This window comes from Methylophaga lonarensis MPL, assembly GCF_000349205.1.
Taxonomy (GTDB): Bacteria; Pseudomonadota; Gammaproteobacteria; order Nitrosococcales; family Methylophagaceae; genus Methylophaga; species Methylophaga lonarensis.
Window position 1 is genome coordinate 1 of record NZ_APHR01000003.1, and the last position, 13,865, is coordinate 13,865.

At 47.8% G+C, this 13,865-nt stretch carries 11 protein-coding genes and 1 riboswitch; of the genes, 10 read left to right on the plus strand and 1 reads right to left on the minus strand.

Annotation, left to right across the window (positions count from 1 at the left end; genetic code table 11):
• Nucleotides 1–153 precede the first annotated feature (153 nt).
• From MPL1_RS14410 to MPL1_RS00610, 7 genes are all read left to right on the plus strand, one after another.
• Nucleotides 154–267, plus strand: coding sequence for a hypothetical protein (locus MPL1_RS14410; RefSeq protein WP_407635244.1), 114 nt, complete (start codon nt 154–156; stop codon nt 265–267).
• Nucleotides 268–351: 84 nt separating this feature from the next.
• Nucleotides 352–882: an inorganic diphosphatase gene (ppa, locus tag MPL1_RS00580; protein WP_009725189.1), complete on the plus strand. Its 531-nt coding sequence runs from the start codon at nt 352–354 to the stop codon at nt 880–882.
• Between the two features lie 117 nt (nt 883–999).
• On the plus strand, nt 1,000–1,848 hold the full coding sequence (gene serB / locus MPL1_RS00585) for a phosphoserine phosphatase SerB (RefSeq protein ID WP_009725190.1): 849 nt from the start codon (nt 1,000–1,002) through the stop codon (nt 1,846–1,848).
• 77 nt (nt 1,849–1,925) lie between these two features.
• The gene (gene grxD / locus MPL1_RS00590) at nt 1,926–2,237 is read left to right on the plus strand and encodes a Grx4 family monothiol glutaredoxin (RefSeq protein ID WP_009725191.1); all 312 of its coding nucleotides are present in this window, start codon (nt 1,926–1,928) and stop codon (nt 2,235–2,237) included.
• A 9-nt stretch (nt 2,238–2,246) separates the two neighbouring features.
• Nucleotides 2,247–2,570, plus strand: a complete 324-nt coding sequence (gene clpS / locus MPL1_RS00595; RefSeq protein WP_009725192.1) for an ATP-dependent Clp protease adapter ClpS — start codon at nt 2,247–2,249, stop codon at nt 2,568–2,570.
• 34 nt (nt 2,571–2,604) lie between these two features.
• Complete coding sequence (clpA, locus tag MPL1_RS00600; RefSeq protein ID WP_009725193.1) at nt 2,605–4,854, plus strand: ATP-dependent Clp protease ATP-binding subunit ClpA; 2,250 nt, start codon at nt 2,605–2,607, stop codon at nt 4,852–4,854.
• An 871-nt stretch (nt 4,855–5,725) separates the two neighbouring features.
• Nucleotides 5,726–5,919, plus strand: a riboswitch (cobalamin riboswitch).
• Nucleotides 5,920–5,977: 58 nt separating this feature from the next.
• Nucleotides 5,978–7,792, plus strand: coding sequence for a TonB-dependent receptor domain-containing protein (locus MPL1_RS00610; protein WP_009725195.1), 1,815 nt, complete (start codon nt 5,978–5,980; stop codon nt 7,790–7,792).
• 51 nt (nt 7,793–7,843) lie between these two features.
• Here the strand turns inward: MPL1_RS00610 and MPL1_RS14350 are convergent, their stop codons facing one another.
• On the minus strand, nt 7,844–9,148 hold the full coding sequence (locus MPL1_RS14350) for a methyl-accepting chemotaxis protein (protein WP_009725196.1): 1,305 nt from the start codon (nt 9,146–9,148) through the stop codon (nt 7,844–7,846).
• A gap of 192 nt (nt 9,149–9,340) precedes the next feature.
• Here MPL1_RS14350 and MPL1_RS00620 point away from each other — a divergent pair, with 192 nt between their 5' ends.
• The 3 genes from MPL1_RS00620 to MPL1_RS13755 form a co-directional block, all read left to right on the plus strand.
• A complete protein-coding gene (locus MPL1_RS00620; RefSeq protein WP_009725197.1) occupies nt 9,341–10,528 on the plus strand; it encodes an O-succinylhomoserine sulfhydrylase in 1,188 nt (395 codons plus the stop codon).
• Between the two features lie 109 nt (nt 10,529–10,637).
• Nucleotides 10,638–12,425 carry a VWA domain-containing protein gene (locus tag MPL1_RS00625; protein WP_009725198.1) on the plus strand — a complete coding sequence of 596 codons (1,788 nt, stop codon included), beginning with the start codon at nt 10,638–10,640 and terminating at the stop codon, nt 12,423–12,425.
• Nucleotides 12,426–13,865 (plus strand): hypothetical protein (locus MPL1_RS13755; RefSeq protein WP_009725199.1); only part of this gene is annotated, 1,440 nt, incomplete at its 3' end.

The following is a 13,865-nucleotide window of genomic DNA, read 5'->3' on the forward strand; positions in this document are numbered from 1 at the left end:
GCAGGCAGTGGAACGCGGCCGCTTGTGGTTTTCCAATTGCCTGGGGGGCGGTATCGGTTTTATGTTGTTTGCGCCGTCAGCGCCTTGCGAGACACTGGCTGGACGGCAGGTCTGATTCATTGGCCTGCGGTGTTGGGAATTATTTCAACCAGTGTGCTGTTTGCGCCATTGGGTGCAAAACTTGCGAAACAGCTGCCATCAAGCGTGTTGAAACGAATTTTTTCAGCCGTCTTGCTATGCGTGGCCTTGTACTTCTTTTTACGTTAAACGACAGCGTCACACGTTTAATCCGAGCTTGAATTCTTTTATAATCTAGCGATTTATTCACGTCCTAATTGGAGCAGTAACAACATGAATCTTGACCGCGTAGGCCCAGGAAGCAGCGTCCCCGATGATATCAATGTGATCATCGAAATTCCCGCCAATGCCGATCCTGTCAAATATGAAGTCGACAAGGAAACCGGCGCATTGTTTGTGGACCGTTTCATGAACACCGCTATGTTTTATCCATGCAACTATGGTTATGTGCCACAAACACTGTCTGACGATGGTGATCCGGTGGATGTTCTGGTAGTGACGCCATATCCGCTGATCAGTGGTTGCGTGGTGCAATGCAGACCAGTGGGCATGCTGCAAATGACCGATGAAAAAGGTGAAGATGCCAAAGTTGTCGCGGTGCCACATGACCCAATGTATGAAGCCGTGCAGGATGTCAAAGATCTGCCAGCCTACCTGTTAAATCAACTGGCGCACTTCTTTGAGCACTACAAAGATCTGGAAAAAAACAAATGGGTCAAAGTTGATGGTTGGCTGGATGCTGCTGCCGCCAAAAACGAGATCACTTCCAGTATCGAGCGCTACAATCAAAAAGCTGCCAAGTAATATTCCGCAGCGAATACTACTATTCAGCGGTCAACAGACCCTGTGGCCATCAGGCCTATTGTTTCGGCGAGCTGAAGCTTTTCAGACTCGCCGAAGTTTTATTTGCAGGCAGAATCTATGAACACAATGGTATTACAGGGAGCCGGCTTGACGGTACATGCTGGCGAAGCAATTGCCCGTCAGTTGGCTGCCGAAGTCAAAGCTTTCGAAAATTTTGTCGTTTTGCACTTTGACAGTGCAAACATGCTTGATTTGGATGCACTCCGGCAGGAGTACAGTTTCGATATCAACTTGCTACCGGGTGATTTTCTGGCCAATCAAGCCAAGTTGCTGGTGATGGATATGGACTCGACGCTGATCAGTATCGAGTGCATTGATGAAATTGCAGATTTCATGAACCTCAAACCACAAGTTTCAGAAATTACCGAATCTGCAATGCGCGGGGAAATCGATTTTGAAACTTCGTTGCGAAGCCGGGTGTCCTTGCTCAAGGGCTTGCCGGTGTCTGTGCTGGAACAGGTCTATCAGCAGAGACTCAAACTAAACCCGGGCGCTGAGCTGATGATAAGCACGCTGAAAAACCACAACATCAAAACTGCCTTGGTTTCGGGCGGATTTACTTTCTTCACCGAGCGTCTGCAACAGCGACTCGGGCTTGATTACACAATGGCTAATGTGCTGGCAGAGCACGACGGCAAATTGACCGGGGAAGTAGTAGGGGATGTTTGCGGCGCTGAGTCAAAGGCACAGTTTTTACTCAGGCAGTGTGAGGAATTAGGTATTGCACCCTCTCAGGCGCTGGCAATGGGCGATGGTGCCAATGACTTGTTGATGATGGCTGAGGCCGGACTGAGTATTGCCTATCATGCCAAACCCAAAGTCCAGAAACAGGCAAGCACAGTGCTGAATCATTGCGGACTGGAAGGTGTATTAGGACTCTTGCATCTGGATTTCAGTCAGGCGTAATCTTGAAGCTGTGAGGGGTAGACCCCATCTAGTCGTTGAACGAACGACACACAAATTTTTCTTAGAGGTAGTAATTAATGGACATTATGGAACGGATCAAGCAGGCCATCGAATCAAACTCGGTGATTCTTTTTATGAAGGGCACCCCTGAATTTCCGCAGTGCGGATTTTCCAGCAGAGCTTCCCAAGCCCTTGCCGCTTGTGGCTCAGAGTTTGCATATGTCAATGTACTTGCAGATCCGGAAGTACGTGAGAATTTGCATCGTTATGCTAACTGGCCCACCTTTCCACAGCTTTACATCAAAGGTGAGTTGGTTGGCGGTTGTGACATCATCATGGAGCTGTACGAAAACGGAGAGTTGCAGACCTTGATTGACCAGGCGAGCTGATATTAAGCAATGACTGATGAACGTGAACGTGACTGGCCAGGTAGTGATTACCTGGTTGCGCCATCCAAGCCGGAGCTTAAGCAACCACCCAAATATCGGGTGATTATGCTTAACGACGACTACACGCCGATGGAGTTTGTCGTAGAAGTTCTGGAAAAGCTTTTTGATATGGGGCGGGAGCGGGCCACACGCACAATGTTGCAAGTCCATACCGAAGGCAGTGCTTTATGTGGCATATTTACTTATGAAATCGCTGAAGCCAAAGTGGAACAGGTGAACAGCTACGCCCAGCATCACGGGCACCCACTGCAATGCACCATGGAGCAGGAGTAACAGGTGCGCTGCAAACACACAGGCAGGAACCGCTATGTTGAGTAAAGAACTTGAACAAACCCTCAGTCAGGCATTTAACTATGCACGTCAGCGGGCACACGAATTTCTGACTGTTGAACATTTACTGCTGGCACTGCTTGAAAACGGACAAGCACTGGCGGTACTCAAAGCCTGTGAAGTAGATATTGCCCAGTTACGACAGGATCTGACAGATTTTCTGGCTGATAATCTGCCAACACTTCCGGAAGATACCGAACGCGAAACGCAACCAACGCTTGCTTTTCAACGCATCTTGCAGCGCGCGGTAATGCATGTGCAATCCTCTGGAGGCAATGAAGTCACCGGCGCCAATGTCCTGGTATCGATTTTCTCCGAACAGCAATCACAAGCGGTTTACTTGCTGCAAAAGCAGGATGTGACACGACTGGATGTGGTCAATGCCATTAGTCATGGTGGAACGCAGAGTGTGGTTGATGAAACCAAAGAAGAAAAAGTCGAAACCGATGAAGAGGGCGCTGAACGTAAAAGCGCACTGGCACAATTTGCTACCAATCTGAATGCCGAAGCAAAACTGGGACGGATTGATCCTCTGATTGGTCGCGATCTGGAAATCGAACGTACCCTACAGGTGCTTTGCCGTCGCAGAAAAAACAATCCTTTGTTTGTCGGTGAGGCAGGTGTGGGTAAAACAGCACTGGCTGAAGGTTTGGCCAAGCGTATTGTTTCCGGTGATGTGCCTGAAGTGCTTGAAAACGCGGTGGTCTATTCTTTGGATATGGGTGCTCTAGTTGCCGGTACCAAATATCGTGGTGACTTTGAAAAGCGTCTCAAGGCTTTGCTCAAGGAAATCAAACAACAACCGGAATCCATCCTGTTTATCGATGAAATCCATACAGTGATCGGTGCCGGTAGCGCTGGAAACAGTGCCATGGATGCGGCTAATCTGCTTAAACCCTTGCTGGCAAGCGGTGAGCTGAAATGTATTGGCTCAACGACCTATCAGGAATATCGTGGCATTTTTGAACATGATCGCGCTTTGGCAAGACGTTTTCAGAAGATCGATGTGCCAGAACCCAGCGTTGCTGAGACCATTGAGATCCTTAAAGGCCTCAAACCTGGACTCGAAAAACATCACAACGTGCGTTACTCAAATGCTGCTATTGAACAGGCAGCCGAATTGGCTGCGCGGCATATTAACGACCGTTATTTGCCGGACAAAGCCATTGATGTTCTGGACGAAGTCGGAGCAGCGCAGCGAATCCTGCCTAAATCCCGGCGCAAGAAAATGATCGGTGTGCAAGATGTGCAGGCCATCGTGGCAAAAATCGCCCGTATTCCTGAAAAAACGGTTAGCAGCGCTGACAAGGATAACCTGCGTAAGCTTGAGCAAAATCTGAAGCATGTGATTTTTGGCCAGGATGAAGCCATTGCTGCCTTAAGTTCTGCTATCAAAATGGCGCGCTCGGGATTAGGGCATCCGGAAAAACCCACCGGCGCTTTTTTGTTTGCTGGTCCTACCGGCGTTGGTAAAACAGAAGTGACGCGTCAATTGGCGCATATCCTGGGTGTTGAACTGATTCGCTTTGATATGTCCGAATACATGGAGCCGCACACTGTTTCACGACTGATAGGCGCACCTCCAGGCTATGTTGGTTACGATCAGGGCGGACTGTTGACCGATGCTGTTATCAAACAGCCGCACGCGGTATTGCTGCTGGATGAGATTGAAAAAGCTCACCCCGATGTTTTCAATCTGTTACTTCAGGTAATGGATCACGGTACGCTGACTGATAACAATGGCCGCAAAGCCGATTTCCGGCATATTGTTTTGGTGATGACCAGCAATGCTGGGGCACACGATATGGATAAAGCTTCTATCGGCTTTACCAGCGAACGTAATCAAAGTGACGGTATGGAAGCATTGAAGCGGACATTCACGCCAGAGTTTCGCAATCGACTGGATGGAATCATTCAGTTCAAACCACTCACCCGAGATGCGATTCTGCGTGTTGCTGACAAGGCGGTGCTTGAACTGGAAATGTTGCTCCAGGATAAACATGTCACCATCGAAATCGACAATGCTGCTCGAGAGTGGCTTGCTGAGCACGGATATGATGTGCAAATGGGAGCAAGGCCAATGGCCCGTCTGGTTCAGGAACGTATCAAACGTCCATTGGCTGATGAGTTACTATTTGGCCGATTGAGCGAAGGTGGCCATGTCAACGTCACGCTCAAGGATGGCGAGCTGGTGCTGGATATTCATACAGAAACAGCGTCTGTCTAAGCCCAACTAATCTGGCCTGATAGTATCTACTCTCAGGCCAGATGTTCTATTTTCTTGTGCATAAGCTAATGCTTATGCGCTTAAGTTATTCACTTCTTTCACATAATTTTCACATTGTGTTAAAGCCATATGATAGTGGCAAAAACACATATTTCATAATATGTAACCCATTGAAATATATCACTATTAAAGGGGTGCTCGTTTTATGAGCAATAGACAACTAGTCCATGTAGATTAAGCACTTAGCGACAAACCCCGAAGTTAGACACAGACTTATCCACAGAAATTGTGAGTAACTTTAATGTCACAGCCGGCAGCAAAAGTCAGGCCACAATTGGCAGTCAATGACGATTTTCTACAGGTCCAACCATTGAGCAGTCAATGCAAGTTATGCACCTGTTTTTTTCAATGCTCATGCGATTAAACAACAGCCACCGCTAACTGTATGATTTTCAATATCTGTTTTGTAACTATCTGAATCTATTGAGTAAATGTGGATTGGTTATTTTTTGCTCAATTTGAGCAGAGTGTTTAGAGATGAACGACTTGGCGAGTAACTCAAAAGTTAAGCACAGACTTATCCACAGAAATTGTGAGTAACTTTACAGTTTAATGACACAGCAAAATGCAGGCCAGAAGCGGGAGCAAGAGTTACTTGCTTGTGCTGTAATAAGTTTTGATAACCGTAGCTTCATTCATAATCTCAATTAAATATTTGTGGCTCAGGTTTGATATCGATAATTGAGCGAAACTAGTCCATAGAACGGGCTTGCAACAGAGCAGGGTCAAGTCGGCCAGTATCGATGAGATCAGCAGTTTCGTGGATGGATACTTTCTTCACATTAATTTGACACTGAATCTGTTGGTGCCTAATATGCCCGGCTCTTCAGGTGCGATGATGTAAATCATTGTTAAACGGGAAGTTGGTGCAATTCCAACACTGCCCCCGCAACGGTAAATGTTGATAAAACTGGCATATAGCCACTGCACAGAGTGTGGGAAGGCGTCAGTCTGGTGAACTACCTCAACATGAGTCCGGATACCGGCCTGGAGCCGTCTCTGATGCAATTCAGGGTTTCCGACTAACAGGATCGCGGGTGAGCGTATCCAGAGGAGTTTTCTCATGAACCCTTCCTACAGCTTTAAGCTGCGCACCACGTTGATTGCAGGCGTTGTTGCCAGTGTTTTGTCTCCAGTACAGGCGGATAGCCTGGACACCATTACAGTTACAGCTAATCGAATGCCGAATGGCGATGTTTTAGCAGCATCTACAATCATTACTCGAGATCAAATAGATCAATGGCAAATCAATGATTTGCCGACATTATTAACCCGTGCGCCCGGCGTTGATGTGACCATGACGGGTGGTCTCGGTCAGCAGAGCAGCATTTTTATGCGCGGCACCAACTCTGGACATGTCTTGATTCTGGTTGATGGCGTGAAGTGGTATTCAGCTACCACCGGCTCTGCCGCCATTCAGGACTTTCCTGTCAGCCATATAGAGCGTATTGAGATTATTCGTGGACCTCGATCCGGTCTATACGGTGCCGAAGCCATTGGTGGCGTCATCAACATCATTACCCGACAGGGCAGTGATGAAATCAAACCCTATGCAGAATTGGGCTATGGCAGTCATGACACCCGCAAGGCTTCGCTTGGGGTGAATGGCAGTCATGGCTCGACGCGTTTCAATCTTGGAGTCAGTGTACTTGAGAGTAACGGCATTGATGCTCTAAAAACAGCTGATCCGGATAAGGATGGTTATCGAAACAAGAGCGTTTCGGCTAATCTGAGTCATCAATTCACGGCACAATGGCAAGGTGGTGTGCGTTTTCTTAGAGCAGAGGCGCGTAACTATTTTGATGAAGCATTTTCGCCTGACGCCAATCCATTCAATAACAACACACAGCAGGTCATCGGTGCAGATACTTCTTATGCACTTACTGAGCGATGGACAGTTAATTTTGACATTGCAGAATCACGTGATCGATCAGAAACATTTGAAAATCGTGCAGCGATTAGAGAACTGAATACTCGTCATCGTCAATTCAGCCTGATCAATACTTTTGCGTTGGCGGATACGCAGACACTCAATATCGGCTTTGATTACGCTCACGATAAAGTGACCGGGTCGACCGATTATGATGAAGACAGCCGCGACAACAAAGCGATATTTGTCTCCTGGCAGGGAGCGCATCAGCGCCATGGTTGGTTATTGAGTCTACGGCATGATGACAATGAGGCTTTTGGTGAACACACCACCGGGACTGCAGAGTGGGGGTATTCGCTTACAGAGTCTCTGCAGTTTGTAAGCAGCTATGGCACAGCATTCAAAGCGCCAACCTTCAATGACTTGTATTTCCCCGGCTTTTCAAACCCGGATTTGAATCCCGAAAAGTCCAGAAGTATCGCTTTTGGCTTTAGAGGTACTCACGATTTTGCGCAGTGGTCTGTTGATCTTTATGAAACAACAATCCGGGACTTGATTGTCTTTCAAGCGATTCCTGAAAATGTCAGCAGAGCCAGAATTCGAGGCATTGAATTTGATATTCGTGGGGACGTTGAAGATTTGCATTGGAGCCTGAATGCGAGCTATATAGAACCCCAGGATCGTGATGACCGAAAACGTTTAATCAGAAGAGCCAGACAACGGATGAATGCTACATTGGATCGTCAGTTCGGTGATTGGTCTGCAGGGGCCAGTTGGCATATCCGTGGAAATAGCAATGACCGTTTTTTCAACACCGACACATTCACCACGGATGATGTCAGACTTGCAGGGCACGGCTTGGTGGATCTTCGTTTATCCTATCAGATCAGTCCAGAGTGGACTGCACGCCTCACCGCGCATAACGTTTTTGACAAGAAATATGAGCGTGTCAAAAACTACAACAGCCTTGATCGAACAGTGATGTTCACAGTGCAATATCAGCCCTAGTCAAGCATCACAGCAGCCGAGCTCGACCAATCTGGTCGAGCTCGGACTGTTTCACAAGATCACGGTCACTGACTTTGAAACATCCTCCGCACCTCGATAAATCTCATCGATAATGCTCTGAACCTGCCTGACTTGTGACAGGCCTTTTTCTGCGATATCTGCGGTGTCTCTGATTTGAGCACTTATCTCTGATGTTAGTTTGTGATTGGCATCAACTACAGAGGTGATTCGCAATGTTGATTCAGCCGTGTTTCGAGCCAGGTTTCTCACTTCATCCGCGACCACGGCAAATCCACGGCCATGATCACCCGCACGTGCGGCTTCGATTGCGGCATTCAGCGCAAGCAGGTTGGTTTGTTCTGCAATGCTGTTGATAGTGGTCACGATACTGCGAATTTCTTCAGATTGAACATTGAGTCGTTCAACCACTTCACAGACTTCGCGCGAACTCTGGGAGATTCGTTGAGAGGTATCAAGATTCTCTTCGATGGTAGACATGGACTGTTTGGAAATTTGCGCGGTTTCTTCAGCTGTCGAATGCGCCAGTTCCGCTGCCTGCTGAATTTTATGGTGTTTTTCGATACGCTCACTGATGTTACTGGCAAATTTTATGATGCCTGTGATCTGACCGTTTTCATCTCTGACGGGATTATAAGTGGCTTCTAACCATATTGTCTGACCCGCTGACCCAAAACGTTTGAAGATGCCTGAATAAAAGTGACCATCAGAGAGTTGTTGCCAGAAATTGGGATTGTCGCGATAGAAGCCTTCATCACAAAATATCTTGTGATGTTTACCCACAATATCCTGCAGTTTGTATCCTACAGTCTGTAAAAAGTTGTCATTCGCATCTCGGATGGTGCCGTCTGGATCGAATTCGATAACTGCCATGGAGCGGTTCAGAGCATTGGTGATGGCGATTTGTTTATCTGAAATCAATTTGTCTTCGGTGATGTTTTTTGCAATCTTCATCACCGATGTGACTTGATCAGAATTGGGATCGCGCACTGGAAAGTAGGTGGCTTCGAGCCAGATGGTTTTGCCAGTTGAATTGATCCGCTGAAAGGTACCGGCAAAATGCTGGCCACTGGCCAGTGATTTCCAAAAGGTTTTGTAGTCCGCCGATTGCCGAATGTTTTCGGGACAGAACATGCTGTGATGTTTGCCTGAGACCTCGGAGATAGTGTATCCCGCAGCCTGGAGAAAAAGGCTGTTGGCATCTTTGACAAAACCTTCTGGCGTGAATTCAATCCAGGCGACAGATTCTTTTATGGATTTGAGTTTGGATTCCAGTTCCAAGATTTGCTGGTTTTTTGAAAACAGTTCGAGATTGTGGCGTTTTTTGCTGAGCAGCATTCAGAGTATCCTTCGTTGGATCGGGTTCATATGACTATGTGGCGCGCAATATAGTTCAGCAAGCCTCGTACCAACATGAAGGTTGTGCTGTCGATAATCGGGCTGGATAACCTATAATGTGTTTTAAGTGCGATGGCATCAACGCCAAACAACATTACTAAACGGTTCTTTTTCAAGGCATATTCACACACAATGAGTAATAAATTTCAGGACAGTGGCTTCGCTACACGTGCCATCAGAGCGGGTCAGTCACGTACGCATGAAAATGAACATTCAGAACCGATCTTTCTGACTTCAAGCTACGTTTTTGACAGTGCGGAACAGGCGGCGGCAAGATTTGCCGGTGAAGAGACGGGAAATATCTACTCAAGATTTACCAATCCGACCGTTCGTGCGTTTGAGGAACGTCTGGCTGCTCTGGAAGGTGCACAATGTGCTGTGGGCACTTCATCGGGCATGTCAGCCATCCTTTCGACGTTTATGGGGTTGTTGGCATCTGGCGATCATATTGTTTCTTCACGCAGTATTTTTGGTACTACGCGTGTGCTGTTCGACAAATACCTCGCCAAGTTTGGTTTGCAAACCGACTACGTACCTTTAACGGATTTAGCGGCCTGGGAGGCTGCAATCAAACCAGAGACCAAAGCCTTGTTTCTGGAAACACCTTCCAATCCGCTTAATGAAATTGCTGATATTCGTGCCTTGTCGGCTTTGGCAAAAAGTCATGGTTGTCTATTGATAGTGGACAATTGTTTTTGTACTCCCGCATTGCAAAAACCGCTGGCTTTGGGCGCTGATATTGTCATTCATTCGGCAACTAAATTTATCGATGGTCAGGGGCGTTGTATTGGTGGCGCAGTAGTCGGTGACGCAGAACGTGTGGGGGAGGAGGTGTATGGCTTCTTGCGTACAGCAGGGCCGACGATGAGTGCCTTCAATGCATGGACATTCTTAAAAGGACTAGAAACCCTTGAGCTTCGTATGAACGCTCATTCGAGCTCGGCATTGGCACTGGCACAGTGGCTAACCGAGCAGCCGCAGGTAGCTAAAGTTTATTACGCTGGTTTGCCTGATCATCCGGGTCATCAGCTGGCGGCTGAACAGCAATCAGCGTTTGGTGGCATTATCGCTTTTGAGCTTAAAGGCGGACAGTCGGCGGCGTGGTCATTGATCAACTCAACAAAAATGCTGTCTATCACTGCCAATCTGGGCGACAGTAAAACGACGATTACTCACCCAGCCACCACTACACACGGCCGTTTATCCACTGAAGCCAAGCTCGAAGCCGGTATCACACCAGGACTCGTCCGTTTGTCTGTGGGCCTTGAGTCGGTCGAAGATATTAAGACGGATTTGCTTCGAGGTTTGAAAGCACTTTAAGTTTAGGTTGCTGCCGTTTGTTCTAACGGCACAATTTCTGCATGACAGCACCACATGCGTCGACAGATGGCATTTTTTTGTCATTGTCGAGACTGATAAGAGTGTAAATATGGTGCTTTTTCGATCTGTCATTTTTTGTTTGCTGTTGCCATTGTCGGTGGCAGTAACTTCTATTCCTGCAGCTGCTGAGCCGAGAAGTGATATTCGTATCCTGATTGATATTTCAGGCAGTATGCGCTGGACAGATCCAGATAATCTTCGCCAACCTGGATTACGAATGCTGGCGGGACTGTTACCTGCCGATTCACGGGCCGGTGTTTGGACCTTTGCCACAGAAGTGAATATGCTGGTGCCATGGCGTGATGTTGATCAAGCCTGGCGAGACAATGCCTACCAGCAATCCTACAAGATAAATTCCCCTGGCCTGTTCACCCACATCGAAGCGGTGCTGGAAACGGCCCGAATCAACCAGACATCCCCCGATCCAGCCTTTCGCCGCAGCATGATTTTGTTGTCGGATGGCATGGTCGATATCAGTAAAGACGAATCAAAAAACCGGCAATCACGTCAACGAGTGCTGGAAAAAGTCGCCCCGCAATTGAAACAGGCGGGGATTGTTGTGCATACCATCGCCCTGTCAGATGAGGCGGATCATGAGCTATTGCGAGATTTATCGCTGATTACCGATGGCTGGTATCACCAGGTAAACGATGCGGAAGAGTTACAGCGGGTATTTTTGCTGTTGTTTGAAAAATCCGCACATCGCGACAGTGTCCCACTGACTGACAATCAATTTAGTATCGATGGCTCAGTCAAAGAAATGACAGTACTGGCCTTTCGAACACCAGGTAGCGAAGCCTCGGTACTTGTTGCGCCGGATCAACAGAAGATTGTCTACCCCGATCTGCCAGAGAATGTACGCTGGCAACATGAACAATATTTTGATCTTGTCACGATTGAAAATCCCTCCGCAGGTCGTTGGTTGATTGATGGAGAAATGGATCCAGACAACCGTGTGTTGATTTTGACAGACATGAAGTTACGCACGACTGATTTGCCCAACAATATGCTGATTGGTGAGCGATTCGACTTTGAAGCCAGCCTGACTGAAAAAGGCGAGATCATTCGTCGACAAGACTTCCTGACTTTGGTGGACGCCAACCTGATGCAGAGCCATGAGCTGGGAGATTTTCTGGATAGTGAACTCAATAGCAGCCAGCATGACGGTGTTTACAGCAGGCAATTGGGTAACTTTTTTCAGCCAGGCCGAAACGATGTAGTGATGACCGTCAAAAGTGAAACTTTTGAGCGTGAGCGTCGACAGCAAATCAATGTGGTACCGTTGCCTGTCAACATCGAGGCTACACAAATTCCACAGCGTTCGACCCGCACCCACCGGATTAATCTGGAAGTCGATACTGCCTGGTTGAGCACCGAAAATCTGGCGATTAGCGCCTTGCTAGGGGCACCTGATGGCAGTGAATGGTCTTATGACGTTATCAAGCTTGATGACGAGTTATGGCAATTGACCATTGCTGAGCTGGATCCTGGTGTCACCTACAACTTGCAACTGCAGATGAGAGGCCAAACGCCCGAAGGAAGAAGTGTTTTTCTGCAACCTGCACGCGTGCTGCTTGAGGATGAGTTTGACTCGGTACCCTTGGCTGAGATCAGCACAGACATAGCCACAACCACACCTGTCGAGCCTGTCATTGATGAACCGGTACACGACAGCACCGTGACATCCGAAAAAACGTCGTTTTTTGACAATGAAATGAACCTGGCAATGACAAAACTGGCCATTGGTAACCTGATTATTTTGATGCTGCTCGGCTTAGCCTACTGGCGCTGGCGCAAATATCAACGTGACTATGTTCCGGCCGGGGAGATGATATAGATGTCGATAACCGATCCCGTCCTTCACATTCTGGCATTTGAGCTGGCGGCCATATTTGGGCTGATGTTTGCTGGACTGTTGTTCATTCTTTGGCGCAGACGAAAAAAATATGAACGTGAAACTGCCGCACTAGTAAAACAGCTCAAATCTCAGCGTGAAAGCCGTTCAGAAAGCCTCAGAAAAAGTCTGTCAGAGCGCTTTGGACTGTCTGGTGAGGCCCTGGAAATGCAGGTTTCGGAGCTTGAAGAGCGTGAAAGGGAAATTCACAAGGCACTTTTGAACACTTATCTGGACCGCAACAGCAAGGCTTTTCATGCTTTGCCAGCGTATCTAGCCGGGCTGACAGATGCCACTCTTCAGTTACAGGCACAGGCGGTGCCCAATTCAGACGCACAGGAAACGCCGGAACCGGAGACAGACAGCACACCGAATTTTGACAGTGACGAAGCTCAGGCTGAAACAACTGAGCTGGCAGGGAGTATTGAAGATCCAGAACTCTCAGAAAACGAAAGCGCAATAAGTGATGCGATCGAACTGAATGAATATCAGGATGAGCCGGAACCTGAGCAGGCTTTTGGCGACAGCAGTGATGTCACTCAATTTGAAGATGTCCTGGTAGATGTTGATGCTGAGACAGGCGAAAGCGATACAGATGATGAACTTATTGTCACAGATGAGATTGAAGAATTACTTTCTGATGTTGAGTTGAAAACCGAGGACGCAGCGTCCGATCCGCAGGAGCAAACCAGTGAAGCCGAAGTGGTTGAATTTACAGACATTGATCCAGAAGATGCTGAGGAAACGACGGAAGTATCAGAAGAAAATGACTTTGATATTGATCTGACCCAAGCCAGTGATGAAGATGATTTACTGGTTGATATCACCGATGATCTTGAAGACGACAGCCTGTCCGAGGTCGAGGAGCCTAACGATGCTTCTGATGATTTGGCGACGAGTGAAGCCACTGAAACACCCACAACCACACCATCACGCATGGCAGACTTTTTACGTGGTGACTGGAATCCTGAGGTTCCTGATATCTATGGCAAAGGCGAGTCGGCTTTCGAACAAAGTAGCCAAAGTACAGAGTCAGTGGACAGCGATGAAGAGTTGGTCAGTGCACCACGAAGCCTGGCTGACTACGCTGCGTCAGGCTGGCAGGCGAAAACCCCTGATATTTACGGAAAGTCTAGTCAGGCATCAGCGGTAGAGGCTCCCATAAGCAATGAAGAGAAGACAGCAACAGAAGAATTGTTGACCGGCGAGCCGGATGTTGAACAATCAGTTGCAGAATTTTCCGAACAAATAGAGACAAACACAGCCTCGGAAACTACGCTGCAAGCAGAGCAAGCAGAGCAAGCAGAGCAAGCAGAGCAAGCAGAGCAAGCAGAGCAAGCAGAGCAAGCAGAGCAAGCAGAGCAAGCAGAGCAAGCAGAGCAA